The organism is Singulisphaera rosea (assembly GCF_054877945.1).
The window spans coordinates 97,357-123,596 of sequence record NZ_JBTYIP020000005.1; the positions used below are offsets into that span (position 1 = coordinate 97,357).

The 26,240-nt window shown below is 64.9% G+C and carries 17 protein-coding genes; 4 read left to right on the plus strand and 13 right to left on the minus strand.

What is annotated here, in order from left to right; genetic code table 11:
- Positions 1 to 86 precede the first annotated feature (86 nt).
- The 10 genes from ACYOEI_RS11470 to ACYOEI_RS11515 form a co-directional block, all read right to left on the minus strand.
- Positions 87 to 605, minus strand: a complete 519-nt coding sequence (locus ACYOEI_RS11470; protein WP_462849631.1) for a hypothetical protein — start codon at positions 603 to 605, stop codon at positions 87 to 89.
- Positions 606 to 739: 134 nt separating this feature from the next.
- Positions 740 to 2,719, minus strand: a complete 1,980-nt coding sequence (locus tag ACYOEI_RS11475; RefSeq protein WP_462849633.1) for a coiled-coil domain-containing protein — start codon at positions 2,717 to 2,719, stop codon at positions 740 to 742.
- Positions 2,706 to 4,943, minus strand: coding sequence for a hypothetical protein (locus tag ACYOEI_RS11480; protein WP_462849634.1), 2,238 nt, complete (start codon positions 4,941 to 4,943; stop codon positions 2,706 to 2,708). Before ACYOEI_RS11480 ends, ACYOEI_RS11475 begins: the two co-directional genes overlap by 14 nt.
- A 177-nt stretch (positions 4,944 to 5,120) precedes the next feature.
- Positions 5,121 to 7,565, minus strand: coding sequence for a vWA domain-containing protein (locus ACYOEI_RS11485; protein ID WP_462849636.1), 2,445 nt, complete (start codon positions 7,563 to 7,565; stop codon positions 5,121 to 5,123).
- 20 nt (positions 7,566 to 7,585) lie between these two features.
- Positions 7,586 to 9,745 carry a BatA domain-containing protein gene (locus ACYOEI_RS11490; protein ID WP_462849637.1) on the minus strand — a complete coding sequence of 720 codons (2,160 nt, stop codon included), beginning with the start codon at positions 9,743 to 9,745 and terminating at the stop codon, positions 7,586 to 7,588.
- Positions 9,742 to 10,668 (minus strand): DUF58 domain-containing protein, encoded by a 927-nt coding sequence (locus ACYOEI_RS11495; RefSeq protein WP_462849638.1) that lies wholly within the window; start codon positions 10,666 to 10,668, stop codon positions 9,742 to 9,744. Before ACYOEI_RS11495 ends, ACYOEI_RS11490 begins: the two co-directional genes overlap by 4 nt.
- Positions 10,637 to 11,683 carry an AAA family ATPase gene (locus ACYOEI_RS11500; protein ID WP_462849639.1) on the minus strand — a complete coding sequence of 349 codons (1,047 nt, stop codon included), beginning with the start codon at positions 11,681 to 11,683 and terminating at the stop codon, positions 10,637 to 10,639. The genes ACYOEI_RS11495 and ACYOEI_RS11500 overlap by 32 nt, the downstream gene beginning before the upstream one ends.
- Before the next feature lie 18 nt (positions 11,684 to 11,701).
- Positions 11,702 to 12,814, minus strand: coding sequence for a prenyltransferase/squalene oxidase repeat-containing protein (locus ACYOEI_RS11505; RefSeq protein ID WP_462849917.1), 1,113 nt, complete (start codon positions 12,812 to 12,814; stop codon positions 11,702 to 11,704).
- Positions 12,814 to 13,683 (minus strand): SIMPL domain-containing protein, encoded by an 870-nt coding sequence (locus ACYOEI_RS11510; protein ID WP_462849640.1) that lies wholly within the window; start codon positions 13,681 to 13,683, stop codon positions 12,814 to 12,816. Before ACYOEI_RS11510 ends, ACYOEI_RS11505 begins: the two co-directional genes overlap by 1 nt.
- Positions 13,673 to 15,790 carry an outer membrane protein assembly factor BamB family protein gene (locus ACYOEI_RS11515; RefSeq protein WP_462849641.1) on the minus strand — a complete coding sequence of 706 codons (2,118 nt, stop codon included), beginning with the start codon at positions 15,788 to 15,790 and terminating at the stop codon, positions 13,673 to 13,675. The genes ACYOEI_RS11510 and ACYOEI_RS11515 overlap by 11 nt, the downstream gene beginning before the upstream one ends.
- Positions 15,791 to 16,332: 542 nt before the next feature.
- On the opposite strand from ACYOEI_RS11515, the gene ACYOEI_RS11520 reads away from it, so the two are divergent.
- Complete coding sequence (locus ACYOEI_RS11520) at positions 16,333 to 17,070, plus strand: thioesterase domain-containing protein (protein ID WP_462849643.1); 738 nt, start codon at positions 16,333 to 16,335, stop codon at positions 17,068 to 17,070.
- Between the two features lie 256 nt (positions 17,071 to 17,326).
- A complete protein-coding gene (locus ACYOEI_RS11525; protein ID WP_462849644.1) occupies positions 17,327 to 18,874 on the plus strand; it encodes a hypothetical protein in 1,548 nt (515 codons plus the stop codon).
- A 487-nt stretch (positions 18,875 to 19,361) separates the two neighbouring features.
- On the opposite strand, the gene ACYOEI_RS11530 is transcribed toward ACYOEI_RS11525, so the two are convergent.
- Positions 19,362 to 19,805: a hypothetical protein gene (locus tag ACYOEI_RS11530; protein ID WP_462849645.1), complete on the minus strand. Its 444-nt coding sequence runs from the start codon at positions 19,803 to 19,805 to the stop codon at positions 19,362 to 19,364.
- Between the two features lie 354 nt (positions 19,806 to 20,159).
- Here ACYOEI_RS11530 and ACYOEI_RS11535 point away from each other — a divergent pair, with 354 nt between their 5' ends.
- Complete coding sequence (locus ACYOEI_RS11535; RefSeq protein WP_462849646.1) at positions 20,160 to 21,431, plus strand: hypothetical protein; 1,272 nt, start codon at positions 20,160 to 20,162, stop codon at positions 21,429 to 21,431.
- A gap of 56 nt (positions 21,432 to 21,487) precedes the next feature.
- Here ACYOEI_RS11535 and ACYOEI_RS11540 read toward each other — a convergent pair whose 3' ends face one another.
- Positions 21,488 to 22,537, minus strand: a complete 1,050-nt coding sequence (locus tag ACYOEI_RS11540) for an SMP-30/gluconolactonase/LRE family protein (RefSeq protein WP_462849647.1) — start codon at positions 22,535 to 22,537, stop codon at positions 21,488 to 21,490.
- A 300-nt stretch (positions 22,538 to 22,837) separates the two neighbouring features.
- Between ACYOEI_RS11540 and ACYOEI_RS11545 the strand changes: the two genes are divergently transcribed.
- Complete coding sequence (locus ACYOEI_RS11545; protein ID WP_462849648.1) at positions 22,838 to 24,697, plus strand: SGNH/GDSL hydrolase family protein; 1,860 nt, start codon at positions 22,838 to 22,840, stop codon at positions 24,695 to 24,697.
- A 39-nt stretch (positions 24,698 to 24,736) separates the two neighbouring features.
- On the opposite strand, the gene ACYOEI_RS11550 is transcribed toward ACYOEI_RS11545, so the two are convergent.
- Complete coding sequence (locus tag ACYOEI_RS11550; RefSeq protein WP_462849649.1) at positions 24,737 to 26,089, minus strand: hypothetical protein; 1,353 nt, start codon at positions 26,087 to 26,089, stop codon at positions 24,737 to 24,739.
- Positions 26,090 to 26,240 lie beyond the last annotated feature (151 nt).

Genomic DNA, 26,240 nt, shown 5'->3' on the forward strand with positions numbered 1-26,240 from the left:
CACAAGTCAGAGTTCAGACGACCCACCTTCTTGATGTCGAGCGAACCGCCGGGTCGGTCTCCCTTCCCCGGCGGATTCGATCCGCATCAACGCTCCGGCGAGGCCTCGGCGTCCTTCGCCGGAGTGCTCGCCCCCTTGGCCGGGGCGGACTTCTCCTCGGCGAGGCGACGGTAGTAACGCTCGAGGACCGTGCGATATTCGGGGGGAAATCCTTCCGACATCGATTGGAGGATCCGATCCCGTTCGCGGCCCGAGAGCTTCGCCCAGTCTTTTTCGCTTTCGCCCGGCGCGACGAGGTCGCCGATGCCGCCGGTGCCGGACCGGATGACCGAATCTTTCAGCCCCTGCTTCGGGTTATTGCGCTTGATCCCGTTCTTGCATGCCTGACACTCCTTCTCGAGCTCGGCGATCAAAACATCGAGATCCTTGACGATCTCTTTCTGCTTCGTCTGGACCGGCTCGTTGGTTTGGGGCTTGCCGAGGTCGCCGACCACGACGGTCATCTTCTTCGTGATCGGAGTGATCGGGGTCTCAGCCCGGCCCGAGGTGCCGAGCATCCCGACGATCGTTGTGGTCGCGACGAGGACGTTGCGAAGTTTTCTCATCACACCCTCGCTGAGGTTCGATAAAAAGACGTCAGTTCCGTGGAAACGCTTGCCGTGTGAATCAGTGATCATCGACACTGAGATCCCATCCCGAAACCCGGATTTTAAGAAAAACCGGGTCTCGGGACAGTTGCTTATCGTTCGAAGATCTCGGCCTTCGACCTGGGCTCGGCCTCTTCGGCCGGTTCGAGTCGTTCGGAAATCCTGTCGAGGGAGTCGCGTATCTCTTCCTGGCTGCTCGCGAGAGCCTCGATCTCACGCCGGAGGGCCGGGGTCAGGACGGCTTCGGCCGGATGCGAGCGATCGACTTCGAAGGTGTCGTCGTTCATCCGGGTTTGGAGGAGACGGATCATCTTGAGTTCGGCGATGAGTCGGTTGAGCTCCCGTTCGCGGGCCCTCGGCTCCGAGGGCAAAGGGGTGCCGGGGGGGGGAGGCGTCGTCGGCGGTAGGCGTTTCATGGCTTCGAGCAACCCCAGCAAGTCGACCTCGATTCGCTTCTCGAGCGTGACCGTGTGCACGGTCGCGTCCCCTTCCTTGAGCCACGCCTGGGCCTTTCGCATCTCGCGCGAGATGACGCGAAGCGAGGTCGGCAGTGCGATGCCGAATTCGGTCTCCTCGGCGAGCGCGGCGAGTGCGTCGGTCCGATCCCCCAGGACGGACTCCTTGGGCGACAACCCGACGACAAGGACGAGGGCGGTCCGCGACCGCTGGGCGATGCGGGGGGCCTGGGCCTCCGTGGTCTCTCGGATCGCGACCTGCATCTCGTGCAGTTCGGTCAACTCGGCGATGATGCGGGCCTGGAGCTCGACGCGAAGCTCGACGAGCAGGCTCTCCATGGACTTGGAGAGGTCTTCTCGGGCCTTTTGCAGATGCTTGAGCGCCGCGGCCTGATCGTCGGCCGCGGGCTTGGCCTCGGTCTTCGCCAGGTCGCCCACGGCGGACTGCATGGATCCGCCGGCGCGGATGAGATCCTTCTGGAGCGCGACCCCGGAATCCCCCATGCGTGCCGAGGCTTCCGCCAGCGAGTCGGCCGCACCTCGGTTCCGGGCCTGGTCCTGCTCGAACTTCTTGAACTCGGGGGTCGACGCGGATTTCTCGACGTCGTCGACCCGCTTGTTCAGGCGGTCGAGCTCCTTCTGGAGTTGCGCGAGGGCGCGGTCTTCCGAGGCCACGGCCTCGTCGACCCGGGTCGCGTCGAGGTGCGTGACGGCATCGCCCAGGTGGGGCCCCGCTTGCTTCAGGAACGGTGGCTGGAGCCCCGCGAAAAAGGCTTCTCCGGCGAGGGCCTCGGTCCCGGTCCGGACGCCCGTCTCTCGTTCTCGGGCCGCGACACGTGCCGCCTTTTTCGCCGCGTCCCCTTCCTTTCCGGACGAGTCTTTCGTCTCCCCTATGACGGCCTTCTGATCGCGGACGAGTTGTTCCAGGCCCGTCTGGTGCTTCTTGAGGGTCGCCAGGTCCTTTTGGGCATCGGTGGCCATGCGCGACCAGGTCAGCTCGCGTTTCTCTTCCTTGATGATGCGATCGAGCTGGTTGAGCGCGTCGCGCATCTGGCGGAGCCGGGCGAGCTTCATCTGGAAGTCGAGGTCTTCCGCGAGGAGGAGGTTCCGCAGGTGCTCGAGCTTGGCGAGCAGCTCCCGGGCTTCGGTCTCGGCCTTGCTCAGTTGAGCCTCTTTCAGGAGCGACTGCGTCTGCTTCATCTGGTGCAGGATCAATTCTTCGCGCGAGAACTTGAGCGCCAGTGTCAGTCGCGAGGCGTTCTCCGGCTCCAGGCTCCGGAGGGCTTCGGAGAGCCGGAACATCCGTTCCTCCAACTCGGTCATCTGCGAGGCGACGTTTTCCTGGGTGAACCCGATGGTGTCGCGATCCGAAACGGTCTCGGCCTTGGGTGAGTCGGCCCCTTTCTTCGAGTCGGGAGCCTTCTCGTCCTTCTTCTTCTCCTCGTCGTCGAACAGCCCTTCCGCCTTGTCGGCCGCTGGCTTGTCCTGCCCGACGACGATCGAAGAGGTACCGATCGAGACGAAGAGCACCACGACGAGACGGACAATCCACGGCTCGACGAAGCCTCGAAGAGGTCGCCGTGAAGCCCGCGAGGGAGGCGTGTCAGGGTTTGGCATCGAAGATCTCCTGGGTGCGCGACTCACGGGCCTTTTCCGTGTTCTGGAGGACCTTCTGCTGCATCCGGATCACCTCGGCGACCTGATTGACCACGTCGACGAAGCTCTCCCATTGGGACATTTGCTCGAGGATCGCCTGCATTTTAGAGACGACCTCCTTGTGCAGCTTCCGGGCCGAGTCCTTGTTGGCCGTGGGCGTCGAGCTGCCGGCCGCGAGGTTCTGGAGGACCCCGCGAAGCTCGTTGACCGGGCCCTGGGAAAGGGCCTTCAACGGCGTGAGGATCCCGTCCTGGAGGAGACGATGGGACTTGGGCGACCCGATCTGGTTGAGCTTCATTTCCAGGAGGGCGTCGCCGATCTTCGCCGCGACCTGGTCGACCTGCCGGCCCGCCGACTGTTCGACTCGCGAGATCTTGACGATCTCTTCGGCCGACGGGTTCCCGTCCAGGACCGGCGTCTGCTTCTCGAGCGTCTCGAGCAACGTCACGAATTTCGCCCGTTCGGCCCTCTGCCGGATCAACAGCTCATAGAAGAGTTCATCGGGCGATACCACCTGCAGCTGGAGCGTGCTCGATCGCCCGACCTGGGCGCCTCGAGAGCAACGGTCCTCGGCCTCGGCGAGGAATCGGAGCACGGTCCCGACGGGGGGTGGGGAAGTTTGCAGCAAGACTTCGTGTCGAGCCTGGTGGTCGAGGATCGCTCGCCCGGGCTCGGGAGAGAGCGGGAGATCCACCACCTTCCGTTCGGTCTTCGGGGGCGTCTTGTCCTCCGACTTCTCGTCGACGTTCGTCGTCCGTTCGTCCCGGAGTCGGACGGCGGCCAGGCCGAAGTCATCAGTCGCGGCGATCGTCAGTGGGATCGTGGCGACCGGGGTGACGTGGCTGCCGACCCCGACTGCCCGCAGGGTCACTCGCGGCTCCCGGTCTCGCAGCAACCCGATCGAGAGGAACGCGGGTCGCGAAAGCAGTCGAGACTTGGCGGACGTGAGCACGATCTCCAGGGTCGTGGCCTCGCGGAGGACCCAGCGAACCGCGTAGGTCCGTTCATCGACGCGCCTCGATTCCGTCGAACCTTCGGGATGGAACTTCAACTGGATATCCGCCAGAGCCTCGCTGCCGACGAGGGTTAGCTCCATCTCGGTGTCGGGCAGGAAGAGGAGGTGTTGGCGAGCGTCGGGGATCGCCCGGAATGAACCGGCCGGGGCGCCCGGCTCGCGTACCCGGAGCTTGATGTCACCGAGCGAGGGCCGATCGATGCGTTCTAGCTTCAGCGGGCCGAGCCAGTCGTCGCCCCCGACGAGGTCGAACGTCGAGGACGTCGACGAGGCCGGGAACTCGAATCGAAACCGCGACGGCCCCGTCGCGACCATGATTGCTGAGCGAGTTACCCCGTCGGGAGCCCGTTCGTTGACCCGGACCGTTTTGGGATTCCGCAACGTCTTGGGCTTCCGCCGGAGCGTGAAGGGTTCGCCCCGACCCGACACGAACCACTCGCCGTTCTGAGACGTGAGTTCGGGTAGGTCGGATCGGACGTCGAGGACGACCCGCTCGTCTCGAGGTGCCAGGAGCCGGCCCTGGTCGTCGAGGCCGTTGACGGTCAGATACGTCCACTGCGGCCAGCGTTCCGAAGACCCGAAGAGCCAGCGGGCCGCGCTCAGTCGGGCGGCGTCCGGCGCCACGAGACCGAAGACGAGCGGGATGACGAGTCCGAGCACGAGCGCGCCGGAGTGCAAGGTCGTCCGTTTCCGATTCCAGAGCGTTCGCCAGTCCGATCGGGCCAGCGCCTCGGTCGCCTGCCGGACGGCCAGCCGGACCATCGCCGGTGAGGCCGAGCTGGTCTCTTCGTCCAGGAGGTCCGGGAGTTGAAGAATATCGGCGATCTGCTGGCCCGTCCCCGGTCGGTATCGGTCGAGCGCCATCGCCAGAGACAGCTCGTCGAGCCTCGAGGACCGCCAACGACCGAAGGCCCTGACCACGAGGAAACCGAGGCCCCCCGACACGCTCAGGGCCAGGATCGCCAATCGGGCCTGGACGCCGAACCGGAGCCACCAGTCGAGCAAGACGAGGACGGCGGCGGAGGCCACGACGCACGTCATGGCATCGACCGCGAACTCGAGCGCGAGCTGGAGCTTCAGGCGTTGCCGCAAACTCGCGAGCTCCGCGCGCAGGGCACGCTGCTCTTCGCGGAGGGAACCGAGGCTCGGCAAGTCCTGTGCGATCGTCACGTTTCAGACCTCTCGACCCTACGAGCCCGGAGTTGCGGATGGGGCAGGAAAACATCTGGCCACGGATGAAACACGGATAATAAAAACAATTAAATAATAATTGTGCTTTAAAATCTGTGTTGATCTGCGTCGTCTGTCGATAAACCCGTCTTCCTTCCTATCCATGCGTGGTCGGCCCTAGACCATCCGATACCGTTTCCTGAGAAGCCACTCGGCGGTCAGGCCCAGCACAATTGTCGCATAAATGAGGGGGGCATCCCAGAGTTCATCGCGAGTCTCGATCGTTCGGGTGACTTCGCGGATCGGGATCGCGTCGTCGATGCGCCCGATTTCGCCGAGCTCGAAGACGCGGCCATTGGTGAGCCGGGCGAGGTCCGCGAGCAGAGTCCGATTCAGCGCGGGCTCGTCGATCTCACGTCTAGGGGGCTCGACTCGGAAGGTCGTCGTCGAGGCGCGGACGCCCGAACTCGGGTCCGCGGCCGTCGTGGAGACGATCCGCAGGGTATAGGCTCCGGCTTTCTCGGCGGGTAAGGTCGCGCTGAGGAGGGCCGGGTCATCGGGGACGCGCTCGAAGTGAAGCGGTTCCGGGGGCTGGCCGGCGATCTCGATCTCGGCGGTCAGGTCGGTGGCCTCGGCCAGGGCGGCGGCCTCGGTGTACCGGATGCCGATGCTCACCTGCTCGCCGACGTGATAAAGGTCCTTGCCGAGGTGGACTTCGAACGGGAATCGCCCCCCCAGGGCCTTATTCCGACCGACGCGATCGACGAGCCGGGCCCAGAAGCCGTCGTAGTAATCCTCGGAGAGGTAACGCCAGCGGTAGGTGCTGTCGAAACCGATGAAGACGGTCCGACCCGGCCCGTACAACTGCGAATCCAGCAGGACATTCCGCCCGTATTGGTTCGACATCCGCGGGTCGCCGTGGCGTGCGAGCACCGTCGCCCCTGGTCGAGCTCGGGTCACGGGGAAGCTCCAGTACATCCCGGGCAGGCTCGTGAGGATGGTCCGGTTGCGAATCGGATCCCCGTTGAATTCGAAGACGGGATCACCGCGCCCTTCGGGCGTGAGGTCGAGCGTATAGGTCGACTGGGTGCTGAGCCGCACTTCCGCTTCGGTCCGGAAAAGGCCGGGCTCCCGGACGATCGGGAGGATCCGCGTCCAGTTGCCCCCGCTCGCGTCGGCCTCGACCGACTCGAAGAGCTGCTGCGAGTAGAGCTCGCCAGCCACGAAGATGAGGCCTCCCCCTTCTTGACCGACGAAATGAGTGATCATCGCGGGCCATTGCGGGCCGAGAGACTTCATGTCCGGGTCGATCAGGAGCAGGGCGTCGTAGCGACTCAGCTCGGCCTGGTCGTTCGGCAGCCGCTGAATCGGGTGGTCGCCCGCCTGGCGGTATCCCGGGTCGGCGTTCTGGAGCCAGGACGCGAACTCGACGTGTTGGTCGCGCATCAGCGCATTGCGCAGGAACTGGACTTCCGGCGACGGTGCGCCCGCGATGCAGAGAATCCGGATCTGTTGTCTCACGACTTTGACGGCCGCCGTCGCCACGTTGTCCTCGAGCGTGAGCTCCGGCCCTGCGTCCTCGACCCTGGCGCGGAATTCGTGCGAGCCGACGACCTTGGGAGTGACTCGGAACAACGACCGTTTGAGGATCCCGTCTTCGCCCAGCACGACGCGTTGGGTCCCGACCGGCTCCCAATCGTTTTCGTTCACGCGTTGTTCCAACACGATCGTCGCCTCGGCGTCGCGGAGGCCGCGGGCCTCGACGACGACGGCGACGTTCATGGGGTCGCGGACGAAGACGACCGGGCTCGCTTCGACCTCGGCGAGCCGAATATTCCTCGGCCCTTCGGCGGCGCCTGCGGCGATCGAATAGATCGGGATGTTCTGGCGAAGCGCGGCGTCGACCGATCGAAGTGGGTCTTCGCCCGTGTTCGATCGGCCGTCGGTGACGAGCACGATCCCGGCGACCGGCTGGCCCCGGAGCCCGGAGAGAACCCCCTGGAGGGCGTCACCGAGGGGAGAGACCGGGCGATTCGGCTTGATGTGCTCGAGCTTGCGTGCCTTGGTGGACGAGTTCGGCAGGCTCCTCGCCGCGGACTCGAGGTCATAGAGATGGAGTTCTCGGCCTCGTTTCAGGGCGTCGAGGTTCGCGGCCAGGGCCGACTTCGCGAGATCCAGGCGAGGCGTCTCCCGGAGTCGTTGGACGGGCGACCGCCCCCCGTCGGACGGGATCTTCAACTCGGACGCGAGCCGGGCGGCCTTCGACTCGTCGGTATAGGGGTCGGAGAACTTCATGCTCTCCGAGTCGTCGAAGATCACCGCGAGGTGCGAGGGCTGAGTCTCGCGGTGGGACGTGACCAGCACCGGCTCCAGGAGCATGGCCAGGACGGCCAGCAGCGTGATCGCGCGGAGGACGACCAGGGCGGTCTTCCTCGCCTTCGTGAGCTCTCGGCTCTCGATCCCGTTGAGTCGCCAGAGGAAGGCGAGGAGGGCGATCGACGCGAGGATGACCAGGAGTGTCGCGGCCCCCTGGGGGGCGCTCGAAAGATCGAGCCGAGACTCGCCGACGGCGTCGCCCGGCGATCGACCGACTCCCATGAGTGTCTGCCAAAGTTGATTCATGGTCTTCGATCAAAAGGGCGTTATCGGGAACGGCCGACCCATGTTGCGAAGATCGACTCGAGGATCAGGAGGACGAGGAGTCCGCACGCCAGTTCGTACCAGATCTCGTGGCCGGTCGCCGCGAAGAGGCTGGTCGCGTCCCCCCTCGCGGGGACGACTTCGACCTTTAAAGGTCTGAGCAACTCCTTCAGCTCCGAACCGCCGATGCGTTCGAGGGTGCTCTCGCGAGGGTCGGGGTTCGACGCGTAGAAATCTTGCTGCGACCCGAGCGGGCCCTCGTCCCAGGAGATCCGGTACAGTCCGGCCCGACGCGTGTCGGGCACCGTGATCTCGACCGAGGGCCCGGAGTCCTCGGCTTTCTCGGGCCGAGGGACGGCTGTGAGCGGGATCGGCTCGCCGCCTCCTGGTGGGTTCAATCGGGCGTTGGCGACCTGCTGGCTCGAGTTGACGACGCGCCGAATCGACTCGCCCGCGGTGACGTTGTTGGCGAATCGTGTCGGCCGCGCACTCCCGCGAACGGCTTCGCGCACGGCCAGCACGAAACTTGGTTCAATCGGCCAGTCGTTCCCCGCGCGGTCGGCGGTTGTGGTCCAAAGCAGGACCCGGCCTTCGCCGAGGATCCGCTCGACGACCGCGGGCGAACGACTCGGGTCGTTCCAACGGGCCAGGACGCGGACCTGGGCGCCATCCCCCTGCTCTTCCACCGACATGAACTGCTTGACGGCGACCCGTTCGAGGGCCGACGGCTTCAACTCGAGGAGCTTCTCGAGCGGGGAAGGCCTGACCGGTTCGACGATGAGACCGCGGAAGCTCTCGTCCACGAGGGTCCGGAGCGGGAACGGCAGGATTCGGCTATTCGGCCGGGAGAGCAGCTCGTTATAGGTCCCCGTATCGACTTTCGCGCCGGTGAAGATCATCAAGCCCATCCCGTCCCGGACGAGCTTACCCAGACGCTCGGCCTGCTCGGCCGTGGGGGCCGCGACGTTGGCGAGGATGAGCACGTCCGCCGGATCGAGCCGCTGGGAGAGGAAGTCGTTGTCCTGCGCCACCTCGACCCGCCAGGCCTCGGCCGCCCCGATCCCGATCGACAGCGGAGCCGCCAGGTAGTCGATCTCCGATCCGAACGGTTCGGCGGAGGGCTCGCCGTCGACGAGCCGGATGAGGAGCGAGTCCTTGACCGGGACCGCCGCCCACCGCTGGTTGTCGCCAGGGAGCGGGTCTTCGGGGAGTTGCAGCGAGAGGTCGTGCGGGCCTGCGCCGGGGAAATGGACCCCGAATGGGACCCGGACGACCTGGCGCGGGGCGATCTCGGGCAGGCGGAGTTCCGCCGGACTGTCATCGACGCGGATGGTCGCCTTGACTCCGGCGAGGGCTTTCGAGGAGTCGTTCCGGATGACGGCCTCCCATCGGCTCTCCGCCCCCGCGAGGATGGTCCGATCGAGCGGGACGAGGGAATCGATGGCGATGTTGGCGGTTTCGTCGGAACCGACGTCGACCACTCGGACGACCACCCCCTGTTCGCTCCAGCGCCGGCCTACGGAGAGGGCTCCGCTTTCCCAACCCGCGCGCCTCAGGTCGGTCACGATCGTGAGTTGCTTCGTGGGGTACGTACACGAGCGCAAGACCTCGTCGACCCCTTCGAGCACGGTCGGCCAGGCCGCGTGCGTGGCGCCGAGTTGGATCGAGGCGATGGCCCCGGTCAGGTCGTCGCGTCGGGTCCCCTCGACTTCGTGGAGGACGGGAGTCCGGGGCCTCGAGGTCGTCAGGATCGTGCAACGATCCTGAGGACGTGCCGCCGCCAAGAGTGCGGAGGCAACCTCTTTGGCCCGGCGGAACGCGACGGCTTCGCCCGAGGCGTAGCCCATGCTCAAGGAGTCGTCGACGAGGACGACCTGGCTCGATCGGCCGCCGTTCCCGAGCCACTTCTCGAGCCCGGTCGGGTTGAGCACCGGCCTGGCGAGGAGGAAGAACAGGATCAGGAACAGGGCGATCCGCAGGAGCAGGAGGAGGAATTGCTCGATCTGGATCCGTCGCCGATTGCGCTGGATTGTCAGCTTGAGGTAGCGCATCGGGGCCCATTCCACCCGCCGGAACCGTCGACGGTTCAGGAGATGGATCACGATGGGGATCGCGCCGAGGAGCATCCCCCACATCAGGAGCGGGCTCAGCAGTGACATCATGATGATCGATTGCCCTGTCGGACCGAGCGGCCGGACTCTTCCCTCGTGTGCAGGAACAGGCTGAGCGCGGCCCCGAGGGGCTCATCGGTGAAGAAGCGGACGTGGTCGTACCCACGCTTGCGGCATTCCTTGGTGACGCCTTCGAGGAAGTCGGTCATCGCCTGCTGATACGACCGTCGGAACGCCCAGGGTTCGGCGAAGAGCTCCTCGTCCCCTTCGATGTCCCGGAAGATCGTCGGCCCTTCGAAGGGGAGGTCGACCTCGTCCCGGTCGAGGATCTGGAGGAGCAGGACTTCGTGGCCGAGAAACCGGAAGCGGTTCAGACCGTCGTAGACGGCGTCGAGGTCGGTGAAGAGGTCGGTGACGATGACCACGAGACTCCTGCGACGGAGCTGGTCGGTGAGGGTCCGGAGGAGTCCTCCTAGCTCCGTCTTCCTCGCCGGCGTGCAACGCTCGAGCAGGCCCGACATCACGACGACCTGCGAGGGCGTGGCGTTGGGGGGTAGGACCGTGTTCGCCTTCTCGTCGAAGAGGACGAGGCCTACGGGGTCTTGCTGACGGGTCAGGAGCATTGCCAGCGAGACGACCAAGGTGGCGCCGTATTCGTATTTTGAGAGCGTCCCCGACCCTCGGTAATTCATCGACGCGCTGGCGTCCACGACGAAGGTGACGCGGACGTTGCTCTCTTCCTCGTATTGCTTGATGTAATGGCGATCCGAACGCGCGAAGACGCGCCAATCGAGCCGACGGAGGTCGTCGCCGGGGGCATAGTCGCGATACTGGGCAAACTCGATGTTGAAGCCGTGGAACGGGCTGCGGTGCTGGCCGTTGATCGCCCCTTCCACGAGTCGTCGGGAGCGAAGCGTCAGGTCCGAGATCCGCGCGATCGCGTCAGGATCGGAAAATTTCCGCGACGGCGGCATCGGCGGCTCCCTTCCGGACCGGGATGTCGTTGAGCAGCTTCTTGACGATCGAGTCGCTCGACTCGCCGACCGCCTGGGCGTTGTAGTTCACCACGATCCGGTGGCGGAGCACCGGGCGGGCGACGGCCCGGATGTCGTCGATCGAGACGCTCGGCCGACCCGCGAGCGCGGCCTTCGCCTTCGCGGCCAGGATCAGGGCCTGTCCCGCTCGCGGACCTGCGCCCCAGGAGACCCATTCCCCGATGTAGGCCGGGCCCCCGTGCTCGGGGCCTCGCGTGGCCCGGACGAGGTCCATCGCGTAGTCGATGCAGTGGTCCGATACCGGCACCCGGCGCACCAGCTTCTGGAGGGCCGCGATCCGCTCGCCGGTCAAGAGCGGGGTGATCGTCTGCTCTTCCGACCCCGTGGTGAGCCGATAGATTCGCCGTTCTTCGTCGGGGGTCGGATAGCTGATGTAGATCTTGAAGAGGAACCGGTCGAGTTGGGCTTCCGGGAGCGGATAGGTCCCTTCCTGCTCGATCGGGTTCTGGGTCGCGAGGACGAAGAACGGGTCGGGCAAGACGTGGCGATGGCCGCCGGCGGTCACCTGCCGCTCCTGCATGGCCTCGAGCAACGCGGCCTGGGTCTTCGGCGGGGTCCGGTTGATCTCGTCGGCGAGGAGCAGGTTCGCGAAGATCGGCCCTTGAACGAAGCGTAACTCGCGGGCGCCGGTGTTGCGATCCTCGTAGAGCACCTCGGTCCCGGTGATGTCGCTCGGCATCAGGTCCGGGGTGAACTGGATCCGGCTGAAGTCCAGCGAGAGCGACTGGGCCAGCGAGTGGACCATCAGGGTCTTCGCAAGGCCGGGGACGCCCTCGAGGATGCAGTGCCCGCGGGCGAACACGGCGATCAGGAGTTGGTCGACGACCTCGTCCTGGCCGACGATTTGCCGGGCGATCTGGGCGCGGATCTGGTCGTGGGCGGATCGCAGATCCTCCAGCTCGGCCAGGTCGAGATCAGCAGGTGTGCCGCTCAAGATCGCGTGCCTCCGCTATTATCTTTGAAAGACCGGGAGATATTTGTAGGGGAGCTGCAAGATGATCGTGGCGATGGACGTGCCGTAGACCTGGCCGATGCCGTCGCCGTTCCAGGAGCCGTCGGGGCCTTGCATCCCGATGAGTTGGTCGCGAGCCTTGGGGAAGTAAGCATCCCAGTACTCGTTGCCGGCCATGTAAAAGCCCTGGGCGGCATACAGGTGGGTGTAGAAGGCGTGCCCGCCCCCCTTCTCCCAGCCGTCGTTGGCCTTGAACTGGTCCCAGACGAATTTCAGGCAGTCCGTGGCGATGGTGCTGTCGAACTGGCCGGCGTTATACAGGGTGGCGACGGCGGCCGCGGAGATGGGGAGCCTCGGCCCGCCCCCCGAGCCGAGGGAGTACTGGATCCCCCCCTCGGGAGTTCGGCAGCGTTCGAGATACTTACCGGCCTCGTCGATCACGGCCCTCGGCACGAGGAACCCGGCGTTGTGCGCGGCGCGTAGGGCCTGGACCTGGGTGACGGTGACCGAGCCTTCGTCACCGGTCCCCGGGACGTAGGTCCAGCCTCCCTGGGCACTCTGCCCCTGGCTCGTGAGCGCCACAGCCTTACGGATCGCGGCCCGGACCTGCTGTCGGAGCGATTCCTTGCTGATCATCCCGTAGACGGACGCGAGGAAGAGCAAGGCGAAACCGTGCCCGTGCATCGGCATCCCGCTATCTTGCGAGCTGCTCGTGATCAACCCCGTCGGGGTCGCGCAACGAACCAGATACTCGACGGCCCCCTGGACGTTCCTCGAGTATTTGCCTCGCGTGGGCGAGTTCCCATGCGCGAGGAAGGACATCCCGGAGAGGCCCGTCATGGCGGTCGGATAGGCTTCGCCCCCGCCGATGATCCAAGACCCGTCGTCGGACTGCTTCCCGGCGAGATAGTCGAGGCCCTTGACGACGGCCTGGAGCGTCTCCGGAGTGACGTGCTTCGGGAGGACTTCCTTCTCCGCGGCCCGGCCGATCCCGACCCATGCCGCTCCATAGGCCGAGGCGAGGGCCCCGGCTCCGATTCTCGTCAGGAACCGGCGCCGATCGGTCCGTCGGCCCGACTCCGGTCGTCGATCATCTGATCCCGATCGGTGCATCACTTTCCGGCCTTTCCTTTCCCGTCGGGATTGGAATGGATCTGGAAGCGCACGAGCAACTCGACCCGGACGGGGATCTCCTGGAACTTTGAGGTCTCCAGCCGCTTGCGGGGCATCTCGTCGTCAGGCGAGGCTTGCCGATCGGCAGGGACTGCGAGCTCGCGGACCGCCACGACCGGGCCTAGCTCCACCCCGCTCAACTTGGCCAGTCGCGTCGCCCGGACCCGGGCGTCGGCGATGGCCTTTTCATAGGCCTCTTCCTGGAGCTTGTCGAAGTCGTCGAGGACGAAGCGGACGAGCCCTCCCCCCATTTGCTGATAGGGGTTGTAGTAGTACGGGTTGAAGTTCGGCTGAGATCCGACCCGAGCTCCGGCATCCTGCGCGACGTCGAGAAGCTTCCCGATGAGTTGGAGCAGGCGATCCTCCTCCATCTCTCGGATCTTCGACGTTTTCACGATGAGCTTGCGGGAGAGTTGGACCTCGGCCTTGGTCCTCGAATTGGGCTGGAACCCGCCGAAGAAGTAGGGGTTCATCATCGCCCCCTTCTGGTCGACGAGCAGTCCCCGCTCTTCAACGGCCACGTTGTCGAGCTTGAGGCCGTTGAAAGCTTCCTGGAGACGCTTCCGGGCGTCGCGATATTTGACGATCGCATCGCCGGTCAGTTCCGAAGAAGCGGAGATGTCGAGGTCGATTTCGACCAGATTCGGCTTGGCCGCGACCGAGCCCTTGCCGGTGACCGAGAACCCTTCGATGTTCTCCATCGACGAAGGCATCGACTGCCCGTAGAAGTACTGGGCCCGCGCGGGGCTCGACTGGCCGAGGAGGAGTAGGGAGAGGACGAAGGCCGCGACTTTCGACTCATTCTTCATCCGAAGCCTTCTCCTTTGCGGTCGAAGATTCGTCTCGGCCGGCGGCGTCGGAAGCCGCACCGGATCGAGGATAGGCGGAGATCGTACGGTTGGAGACGGTGAGGAAGAACTTGTCGGTCAGGTAGAGGTCGCCCCCGACCGAACCCAGGTCCTTGCCGCGGAAGATCCGTCGAATCGAACCCGACTTGGGATCGATCTCGAAGACCCCTCGGGGTGTGAGCTGCCACACACCGTCGGGGCGGACCAGGACCCGGCCCTCGAGGCTCCCGTTCGGGATCCGGGTCGCCCAGAGGAGGTCTCGCGTCTTGAGGTCGATCGCGCTGACTTCAGGACCACCCAGGAAAAGGGCGTTGTCGTCCGCGCCAAGCATCCGGGCCGACTTCGAGATCGGGCGTTCCCAGAGGATTTTCATCTGGTTCGGCTCGACCGCCGTGAGACGGTCGGACTGCGCCCCTTTGACCAGAAAGGCGTCTCCCAACGGGAGAGGTGGGCTGCTCGCGGTCGTTGCGTCTTGCTGCTGGGGATAACCGAAGAAGAATCGGCCACCCATGTTTTGCGAAGGGTCGGTCCGATAGCCGTAGCCCCAGTCGAGCGTGCCCGACTCGGCGTCGACTCTCGCGAGAAGTCCCACCTGGGTGTCGAGATACATCGAGCCCGCCCGGTAGACCAGTCGCGGCAGCGGCGAGGTGTCGCGAGCATAGTAATAGAAGTACATCTGGTTGGCCTGGCGGAAGGTCGCGACCTCGGTCTTCCAGAGCAGCTTCCCGTCATGGGGCTGGATCGCAAGGAGGAGCTCTTGCGGGAGACCTTGCTGCTGAGGATTCGCCACCGCCTTCCCGACCACGAAGATCTTGTCGCCGACGAGGAGTGGGGCCCCGAACATGTCGACCTGGGCATAGTCGGCGAGGTCGGACGATTGCCAGACAACCTCGCCGCTCGAGGCCCGTCGACAAGTCAGTCGGAACGGGGCCATGAAGTTCTGGTCCTTGATGTCGCGGCCGAGGGACCAGACGTAGTCACCCGAGGCGATGATCGCGAACCGGTTCGGATCTAACATCCGGGACTGGTCCTGCATCGCGATGACTTCGAGGTTGTGGAACGAGGCCGAGCGCCAGAGCATCTTCCCGCTCTTCAGGTCGATGGCGAAGACGTGGCCGAGGTAGTTGGCATACAAGCTCGATCCGTCGATCGTCACCGCGGGGACCGCCGCGCTCAGCGGGTTCGATTCCCACTGGGTCAACTCGTGAGGGTTCATCCCCGCCTCGATCGACTCGGCGACCCGGGTCTGCCAGGTCGGGTCGACCTGCTCCCCGGCCCCCAGCGTTGCATCGGTGGCGCTTTCCGATGTTGATGGACTCTTGGCGACAGTCTCAGTGCTCGGGCTTTCCAGCAGGCGGCGAAGCTGCTCGGAGGGGGACCCGGCGCGTCCCCCGATCACCAGCGAATCGTCGCGATAGCGGTTCGCGAGCTCACTTCGGAGTGCTTCGAACTCGGAGATCCTCCCGGCGCGGGAGAGGGCGAGGGCGGCTTTCAAGGTGAGCAACGCCGGAGACAGGTCGGTGTCCGTGCGTTCCTTCAACACCGCCATCCAGCATTCGGCCGCCCGGTCGAACCGGCCGAGCTCGTAGTAGAGGTCGCCCAACCGATCGGCGGCGTTGTCGCCCACCGACGTGAGGAAGTAGGCCGAATAAATGCGCTCGAGGTTCGCCAACTCCGAGGGACCTTCGGCCTCCTCGAGGAGCCTCCGGGCCTCGGCGTCATAGAAGACCCGAAACGCGGCCTGCCCATTCGCCGGGAGCCGTGATAGCAAGACATGACGCTTCCGCGCGATCGAGATGACGAATCCGTTGTCGCCGTCGACGAACCGGCGAGCTTGATCGTCCGGGATCGCGAAGAGCGACTTCAAGGCCCGCTCCCAGGCCCCTCGACGTTGAAACCGGTCGAAGTCGTCGAGGGCCTCCTTCGCCTCGGTCGAGGCCGCGGGCATCTGAAGGGGGCGGGCAGGATTATCGTTGGAGACCTTGTCGACCTCGTCGGGTTTGACCTGTCCGAACGCCAGTCCGGGCAGGAAGATGAGGATCGCCACCGCCGATCGTATCAACGTCATGTCACCTTCGTTGGGTAGGAGACCGGTCTCGGGGGGCGGCCGTTCCACCTTGTACCCGCGAGACTTCGGAAATCCTCGCTCGAAGCCGTCACGTATCGCCAGCGATTTGTAGGTCTCTCAAGGCGACGAGAACCAAAACTAAGACATTTGTAGTCAATCCGAGTAGCAATCTGCAAGTGACTTCTCCAGGAATACGAAAACCCGATTCGGATCAACGAGATCGGCATGGGAGTGACAAGTCCCGAGCGCATTCCTAAGTCGAAAGCCAGAACAGACGTCCAACCTTCACGACCCGAACTCTTGCCACGACGGCCATCCCCATCCCCCGTCGTGAACTCTTGCGGGACGGACAAGAATGGGCGAGCGGAGCGAGCGTGTGGGTCGCCTTCGAGGTCGCTCTCGGACCACCTTGAATACGCCGGACCAATCCCGGAGTTGCGTCCGACGTATACGACGGACGCGTGATAGATTTACGGCAAGCTGCCCAGGGCAGCCGCCCGAACTTGATGCCACACCTAGACACCACAACTCCCGGTCGGCCAATGATCTCATTTGCCACGCTGCTGGCGGCCACGGTCCTGGGTCAGCCCGGGGTCGACCTCACGGCCAATTTGATCGCGAAGGGCCGTGACGAGGCGACGGGGATCCTCGTCAACTCGACCGTGGGAGCGGGGCCCTTCGACCCGATCGATCCGACGCGTTGGACGGTCGCCGTCGTCCACGGCCTCAACCCGTATCACCCCCGCCTCCACTTCACGATCGCCGAGAGATACGCGGAGTCGATCGGGAGTCGGTACGGCTCGAATGTCAATGTCGTGGGCTGGGACTGGAATGCCGCGACGATGCCGAGCTATCGCGCGGCGATCATCAGGCAGAACGCGATCGCCCAGGGAAATGCCTTGGGGATGACTCTCTACCATGCCGGCGTCCAACCGTCGAGCCTTCATCTCGTCGGGCATAGCTCGGGTTGCATCATTGCCATCCGCGCGGCTCGAGTCCTGATGGAGCGCACCGGCCAGCGTGTGGCTCGGATCACTCTGCTCGACCCCTCGGTCCCCGAGCATCGCCTGATCTTCGAGGAGTTGGACTGCGCCTCGCTGACCAATCACCTCGAACACGTCTGGGTCCCCGGCCTGAGCGGCTTCGGTCGACCGGTTTACCAACCCGGGGTGGCGAATCTCCGGGTGGCCGGCCCTCGAGGCGCGTTGGGGCTGCTGACGCCCCTCCACCTGGATCATTTTTACGCCGTCGGCTGGCATGCCCGCGAGATGGGGCGGTGAGTCCAAACCGTGCGGTTCCTTCAAGACTTCAAATCTCTTCATCGATTTGGATTCACCAGGCGGCACAGGCGTCGACGGTCCTGAACTTGATAAACGGCGTGGATTTTTGCGTGGCAATGCCCTGACCAATGTGTCGTGCGGGATCAAAAAATGTCGTGCAATGGGGGGCGGCACGTCGGAGAATCGCGATTGTCGTGTGTCGAGGTGACCGGGCTGCAGGCTTTCGATAGGGCATTTCGCCCCAGGGAGACCGTCCATGGATCGCTATCGTCGCCGTCAATTCCTCGCGGACGTCGGTCGTGGGATGCTGGTGGTGAGCGTCGGTTCGACGCTCGCACAGGACCTGGGACTCGCGCCGGCCGCGCTGGCGGATGAGTCGAAAGGGCATCTTTCGTTCGGGGCGATGGAGCCGCTGGTCGACTTGATGCAGGACACCCCGGCCGACAAGCTCCTGCCGATTGTCGTTGAGAAGATCCGGGGGGGCGCCGACCTCCGCGAGTTCGTCGCCGCCGCGGCCCTGGCGAATGCCCGTGCCTTCGGCGGGCAAGATTACGACGGCTACCATGCGCTGATGGCCCTCGCGCCGGCGTACCACATGGCCCAAGAGCTCCCGGCCTCGGAACGGGCCCTCCCTGTCTTGAAGGTGTTGTACCGGAATACGAACCATATTCAGAACACGGGCGGTTGCGCGCACGAGACGCTCCACTCGCTTGAAGTGCCGACGACCACCGGCGACCGGCCGACCGCCGAGGCCTTGCGCGATGCCGTGCGTCGGCAGGACATGGACGGCGCCGAGCGTACCTTCGCAACGCTGGTGGGCGGGTCGCTCGACGAGGCCTACAACGACCTCCTCTATTCGGTCCAGGATCACACGAACGTCCATCGCGTCGTCCTCGCCTGGCGGGCCTGGGCGCTCCTCGACCTGACGGGCAAGGAGCACGCGCACACGATGCTCCGGCAGTCGGTCCGGTTCTGCGTCAATGAAGAGGCGGGGGTCCGCAAGCACTTCGGGAACGACCCGCTCCGTACGCTCCTTCCCAAACTCCTGGATCAGTACCACCTCCAGAGTCGAAGCCCCGGCGACCGGCGTCCCGACGACGCGTGGGTCGACCAGCTTGCCCAGATCGTCTACGGCAACGACCGTTCGAAGGCGGCCGACGCCGTGGCCGCTGCGTTGGCTGATGGTGTCTCGCCCGAGGTCGTCGGCGAGGCGATCTCCCTTGCCGCCAACCAGTTGGTCCTCCACGACCCTGGCCGGAAGAAAGCCGACTCCGACGCCAAGCCGGTCGGGAGCGTCCACGGGGCCTCGGTGGGGGTGCATGCCTCCGACGCCGCCAACGCCTGGCGGAACATCGCGCGGGTGAGCAATCCGAGGAATGCGATGGCGAGCCTCATCGTCGGGGCCTACCACACCGCGGGCCAGTCCGGGAGTCTGAACCCGCAGCCCTACCCGCTCGCCGAGCATCGCGAGAAGATCCGGGACGTCAAACCAGAGGCCCTGCTGGCCGAGGCCGACGCCGCGATCCGGGCGAACGACCAGTCGCGTGCTTGCGCCCTCGTCCATCGATACGGCGAGCTCGGGAACCCCGCTCGACCCGCGTTCGACCTGCTGCTGCGCTACGCGATTAGCGAAGACGGGGCACTCCACGCCGAGAAGTTCTATCGGACCGTCACCGAGGAGTTCGCCGTGGGCCGACCCACCTTCCGCTGGCGGCACCTCGCGGCCCTTGCCCGCGTGACGGCGAGCGAACACGGCCACCCGGCGCCCGGCGTCGCCGACGCGCGTCGCCTCCTCGGGGTGTAAACCAGCTCGATTCGAGCGAGGCCCGCATGGAATGCGGGACAAGTCAAAGCGTATGTGCCCGCAGATGACGCAAATTGACAAAGATAAGATTGTAAAATCTTTTTATTCTATCTATGTCAATTTGTGTCAACTGCGGATGGTTTGGACCCCTTCGACTCGCCAGGGCGTTTCACGTACGCATTGAACACGTCGGAGGAAAACGGGGACTGGCCCCCGGCCGGGTCAGGCTGGGCTCCTCACGGATCAGCCCCGAGGCCGGGTGCCTCTCCCCATTTTCCGGGCCGTCGCCGTCCGCTGCGGCGGAAGCGGGGGCTGGCACCCGCGCTTCGCTGCGGAGCCAGTCCCCGTTTCCGCCTCCGCTCTCGGGTCAAGCGACACGTCGGGCCTTGTGCCAGCCACATCACATGTTAGTCGCTCTAGGAGGCGAGTCGTTGTTCTGGAGAATCAGATCGGCTTCGAGACAAGCAACGACTCCTTGGAGTCACGCTCATTCTCGGGGGGCCACTCGCCAGACCGGGGGCATGGACGGCGACCGGTAGGGGCATTTCTGAACCTCGGCCGCGACGGCATCTTCGAAGACGGCCTTCCACTCGAGGCCGAGCCGCGAGGCCGCGGCCAGGTGTCGCCGGACTTCCTCGAGGTCGACGGGCGTACGCTCCAGCGCCGTGCCGAGATCCGAACGGATCTCCGCCTCGTCGCCTCCGTCGCCATCATCACCCTCTTCGTCCTTCTGCTCGACGTTTTGAGCCTGGACGATGTACTCGACGGACGGTTCGACGAATCCTTGCAAACCAAGTAATGCGTTCCCGACACCTCGACGCACCTGGGTCGTCGCCGAGCGTTTTCTTCCGCTCGCATGCTCGAAGTACTTGGCCAAGAGATACGCGACGGAGACCAGGATTCCCACGTAGATGAGGGCACTGTCGGCCATCGGTCCACCTCCTCGAGCATTGGACCGTGATAGATCTGGATCTCGCCGGATCTTCCGAGCACCGGTGCTTTGTTTGGTTCTGCGAGGCTTGCCGACCGAAGAAACTCGGCCCTACGTTTTTTCAACGAGGTCGCGGCGGGCTGTTATCTGAGTGGGACTTGCCCGCTATACTGCGAATCAAGCAAACCCGGCAGGGGGTCGACCATCATCGGCCCTCGGTTGACCCATGGGCATTGCCACTACCGCTCGATGAGCCGGCCGGACGACTTCGGGCCTTCGTGCCTCGAGTTCGACGTACGCTGCTCCCGCCTGCAGACCCACCCGCCGTCGACGACCGACGAGAGAGGCCCACCTATGATCACGCGACGAGATTTTCTCACGACCGCGAGCGCCGCGATGCTGGTCCCCCTGTCGGCGGGGGCTCTCGAGCCTCGCCCATCGGGTCGCAAGAAGATAGCGGTCGTCACGACCGAGTGGCGGTACGAGTCGCACGCCTGGCATATGGCCGAGCGGTTCCTCGTCGGTTACCCACTCCGAGGCAAGTGGCATACGCCCGAGTTGGAGGTTGTCTCGGCGTACGTCGACCAGTTCCCGGAGAAGGATCTGAGTCGGGGCCGGGCCAAGGAATTCGGATTCACCATCTATCCCACGATTGCGGAGGCACTTCGTTGCGGGGGGAAGTCGCTCGCCGTCGACGCGGTGCTTGTCATCGGGGAACACGGCAAGTACCCGAAATCTGCTTTCGGGCAGAACATGTACCCGCGCTACGAGTTTTTCAGGCAGATCGTCGACGTGTACAAGCAAGATGGCCGGACGGCTCCCGTCTTCAACGACAAGCATCTGTCATGGAAGTGGGATTGGGCCAAGGAGATGGTCGATGCGTCCAAGGCGATGAATTTCCCGTTCCTGGCCGGTTCGTCGTTGCCCCACACCTGGCGAATGCCTTCGATCGACATGCCTGAGGGAGCGGTCCTCGAAGAGGTCATGTGTCTCGCGAACGGTCCGGTCGACGTCTACGACTTCCACGCGCTCGAGACCATCCAGTGCATGGCGGAACGCCGACGCGGCGGCGAGACCGGCGTGGTCGCGGTGCAAGGTCTGCGTGGAGATTCGGTCTGGAAGGCGATGAGTGCCGGCTCATGGGCGGCGGGAGGCTGGGATCCGAAACTCTGGGAAGCCTGCCTTTCCCGTAGCCAGACGCTCGCCCAACCCCCAACTTATAGCGACCGCTACCCGACTCCGGAGCAGATTCGCGAGTGGGTCAAGGAACCCGTCGCCTACCGGATCGAGTACGCCGACGGCCTGAAGTCCACGATGTTCTTGATGAATGGCCTCGTGAAAGACTTCACCTTCGCCGCCAAACTCAAGGACAAGCCCGAACCGCTCTCGACCCTCTTCTATCTCCCGCCGAACCCGAACGTCGTCTACTCGGCCGCGCTCATGAACGGCGCCGAGCAGATGTTCCTGACCGGCAAGACCCCGTACCCGATCGAGCGAACCCTGCTGACGACCGGTCTCGTCGCCGCGTGCGTCGAGTCTCTCGCCACCGGTCAGGTTCGCATGCCGACGCCCCACCTCGCGGTCCGCTACCATGCCCCGACCGTCCCGACGTTCTGGCAGGACTGAGGTTTTTGCCACCGAACCTGGCGTCATTTCCGGCGCCAGGTTCCCGAAACCTGGAGCTACTTCGAGGCCCAGGGTATGTGGTAGCCCGTGGCGTTGAGCCGGATCCTGTAGACGCTGGTGTCGACGGTGAGGTAGAGGAGGTTCTTGTCGTCGCCGATCCCGAAGTCGACGTTGCTCGGGTTACCCTTGACCTCGCGGGCACCACCCTGAGGGGAGCCGGTCTTGATGAAGGCCACTTCCCGCCCGGCCGGGTCGAGCACGAGGATCCCGGGGCGGCTCGGTCGTCGCGAGGCGAGGTAGAGTCGCCCCTCGGTGTCCACGGTCATCCCGTCACTCCCTTCCTCGTCGCCGAAGTCGATGAGCGTCCTCCTGGGGCCGTTGACGAGCCCGTCGGAGCCGAGCGGAAACGCATAAACCTTCATCGCACCCTTCTTGGGGGCCGGTGCGGTCGGGTCGATCCGATCGACGCCGTTATTGTGGTCGGCGACGTAGAGGGTCTTCTGATCGGGGCTGATGGCGATGCCGTTCGGCTTCTCGACGTCGTGGGTGATCTCGACGACGGTGCCGTCCTTATCGATCCGGTAGACGGCGCGATATTTCAACTCGCGGGGCTCGGTGCCGAGATAGCGGGGGTCGGTGAAATAGATACGCCCTTGCTCGTCGATGCAAAGGTCATTGCAGGCGTTGAACCGCTTGCCCTCGTAACGGTCGGCGACGACTTCTCGCCGACCCGTTTTGACGTCCCAACGCGCGACACAACGTCCCCCGTGGTCGGAACCCTCGCAGGCGAGAAGCGAGCCGTTCGCGTCGAACATCAGCCCGTTGGATTTGTGGCTGTCTTTCGCGAAGACGGAGGTCATCTTCGTCTTCGGGTCGAAATGCATGATCATCCCCTTGTCCTCACCCAGGAGGATCTCGGAGAAGTACATCGTCCCATCGGGGGCCGCGGCAACCCCTTCCGTCAGCCCTCCTTTGATGGGCACGGTTCTCGTATAGATCAACTCCAACGTCGCGCCGGGCGGCACGATGTCGTCGGCGACGACGACGTCGGCCATCCCGACCGCGATCAGTGTGGTCAGTACCGAGCACACAAGGGAACGGTTCATGATCATCTCCTCGTTTTCGGGGGAGTCGGGACTCGACCCATCGGTTCGACCGCGCAGCCGACCACGGCGAGGGCCGCCTCCGATTTCGCGGGAGGACGCTCGTCGAGCCATGCTCGTCGTTCAAGCTGGTAGCGGTGACGCATGACTATCCCAGACCCGTCCCTTGAAGTAAACCCACACGAATTGCCTGCGCCATCCCCCGAAAAGTCTCCCCTCCGCGGGGTCGCGAGGTGGATTTCGAGGTGATAGAGTCGGGCCCTAACCCCGCCGACGTGCGGACTCGAGAGAGGAGAATCGCTGATGCCGGATCGACGATTGTTCGTTTACCTGGTCGCCATTTTGGCGACTTCGATCGCCAGGGCCGACGTATTGAAGGACGAGTCGCCGACGCTCGTGACCCTTGGTGACTCGATCACCAAAGGGGTGCGGGCCGGCGTCCTCCCCGAGGAGACGTTCACGGCGCTCGTCGAGCGCCAGCTCAAGGCGAAAGGCCTCAAGGTCCAGGCGATCAACATGGGGATCGGTGGCGAGAGGACCGACGAGTCGGTCCGGCGGCTCAAGTCGGTGCTCGACACCCATCCTCGAATCGTCACGATCATGTACGGGACGAATGATAGTTATGTCGATCCCGGAAAGTCTGCGAGTCGGATCACCGTGGAGGAGTTCCGGAAGAATCTGAAGACGATCGTCGCCGACCTGCGCCAGCAGAACATCGTCCCGGTCCTGATGACCGAACCCCGTTGGGCGCCGGATGCCACCGACGGCCGAGGCCAGAACCCGAACGGTCCTCTCATCCCCTTCATGGACGCCTGTCGCGAGGTGGCGAAGGACGCACGCGTGCCGCTCGTCGACCACTTTGCTCACTGGACCGAGGCAGAAGCGAAAGGACAGGCGCTCCGGGACTGGATGACGGATGGGTGCCATCCGAATCCTCGAGGGCACCGCGAGATGGCGGACCTCATGCTCCCGGTGCTCCTCGCCTCACTCCAGCCGCCGGCGCAAGTCTCGACGAACTCCGCGTTGAGGAAGACCCTCGAGGCCAAGAAGCCCGTGCGGGTGGTCTGCTTCGGCGACAGCGTGACCGGCGTCTACTACCACACCGGGGGGCGTCGGGCCTATACGGATATGCTCGGGATCGCCCTGCGGCGGATCCTTCCCGACGCCGATCTCACGACGATCAACGCGGGAATCAGCGGCAACACGACGCAGGACGGTCTGTCCCGTATCGACCGCGACGTCCTCGCCCACAAGCCGACGCTCGTGACGGTCGCGTTCGGCCTGAACGACGCCGCCCGCCTGCCGATCGACGAGTTTCGCAAGAACCTCGCGGTGATCGTCACCAAGTGTCGCGCCTCCGGCGCGGACGTGCTCCTATGCACGACAAATAATGTGATCACAAGCCAGGGGCCGGCCGCGGAGAAAGTTCGACTCTGCTGCCAGGAAACCCGCGAAGCCGGTCGTCGCCTGGACGTGCCGGTCTGCGACTTCTACACCGAGCTCGAGGCGCAACGTGCCCGCGACCCGCTCGCCTGGCGGATGACGATGAGCGACGAAGTCCACCCGAATATGGACGGACATAAGCGTATGGCGGAGTTGCTGGCCCGAACGATCACGGGGCAAAGCGTCTCGCTCGACGACGTCCCCCCTCCGACCCCGGTCCTCCCTCGCGTCGCGGCGAGGATCGCGGAACACCAGCCCGTTCGGATCCTCGCCATGTCGCCGTTCGACGCTCAGATCGTCGCGGATTTCAAGGATGCGGTTCCTGAGGCCAAGGTTGAGATCACGCCCTGGAGCGTCGACAAGAAGTCGCTCGCGGAAGTCGAGGCCGACGCCAAGGCCCGTGTCCGGCCCCTCGCCCCCGACCTCGTCGTCCTGGCTGTTCCTCGAGAGGCCAAGGCCGACTCGGACGAGTCATTTATCCACAGTTACGCATGGGTCATGAACTGGTCCTTGAACTTCGGGTTGGGCGGATGGGACTGCGTCGTCGTCCACCCGTCCGTGGTCGCCCCCGACCCGACGAAGTCGGCCGAAGATGAGCGGATCCGCCGCCTGGTCCGTGCCCAGGACTTGACCCTGATCGATCGGGCTCCGGGCGACAGTCGACCCGCGGCCGAGATCTTTCGCGAGTGGCTCCAGGAACGGCCATGGCAGGCACATTGAACGTTCGCGAAAGCCGGGGCGCTGTCTCCGAAGAGGTTCTTACTTCAGAAGCTTGCCAATCGCGTCCATGAGAACCCGCTCGACGCTGGGGGCGACGAGAGACGCGCCTGGGCTGGTCTCGTAGCCGCCCTGGGGGTAGGCCACTTCCGTCCCGATGTAGCCGGGGGCGTATTCGCCGTAGGCGGCCATCGCGACGAAGAGGTCGGGCCGCATCGCCTGCGCGGCGAGTTGGTATTCGACGAACAACTCGCCGGGCAGGTGCAAGATCCGAGCCTTGCCCAGGTGGAGGCACGTGACGTCGATCGTGTCACCGGCGAGGCAGCGCCGGAGCCAAACGAGCTCGGTGGCCGCGTCGGACCGCGCGGCGACCGGCTTGGAAGCATCCTCGAGAGTCGCTTTCAGTCTCGACTCGTCGAGATGAGGCGCCCGCGGCAGGGCGACCGGGACGGATCCCCATGCGAGGTCGTTGGCCGAGATCGGAGACTTGACCGTCGCCTTCCACGCTTTGGCCATGCCTTCGGCGACACGGTCGGCGAGGACTTGCCGGTTCCCGGGCGAGCCGTCATTCCATTTCCCGGCCCCGATGTTGCCCCCCGCTCCATTGAAATGGATGTGCGGGATCTTGGTGGCCGCCTCGCGTTGGTCTCGAGCCATCCCGGGAAAGTCGGGATTGGCGAGGCCCGTGCGGTAGTAGCTCTGGGGATGGGTCGCATAATAGGTCAGGGCGGCGATCGGCGTTTCTCCGTCCCAGAAGCTAATCAACTTGACCATCGGGTCGATCGTCCCGACGGGGGCGTCCCTCGCCTCCGGCTCGGTGCAGGCGGTCCAACGGATGTACTGGACCTTGCCGTCAGGACCGAGGATCCTCCGGTTCGATGCGACCTTTTCGACCTCTCCCTGGCCGACCCCGACATGGGTGATAGGACGGGCCTTCTCAGAGGCCAGGCGGACGGCGGCCGCGGCCCGGGTGATGACGTCACGGGCAAACGTGGTGTCGAAGACCTCGCGGTTGATCCCATACTGGGCGAGCAATCTCTCGGTGGTGAAGTCGCAGCCCGGGGCGTCGTGTTGGTGGAGCGCATGAACGGCGACGCGGCCGGGGACGGTTCCCGCGGCCTCGGCGAGCGCCTTGCGGAATTCGGTCTGGCCGTCGTTGGCGACGCCGATCCAGTCGATTGCACAGAGGACGACCGGCTTTCCCTCGCCGATGAGGACGACGCCCCGGCAACTGAGCGGATGGGCAACACCTCTGGTCGGATCATAGGCGAGCGGGCTGCCGATCGGCGGCGAGGCGTCGACGGCGAACACGCCCACCTTCAACGGTTCTGCCGCCGTACCGTTCGTGACCATCATCGACGTCAGTACCATCAACACGGCGAGACTACGTGGCATCGTTCATCCCTCGAGGGGTTCCAGGCCTTGTCTTCCGTCCGCCGGCGTCTGACCCTATTGGATGACGGCCATACGCCTCGGCCTTCAATTGCGGAGGAGTCGCGTACATAATTCTCGCAAGGCCGGCAGGCCGGGGCGAGGCTCTGTCGCC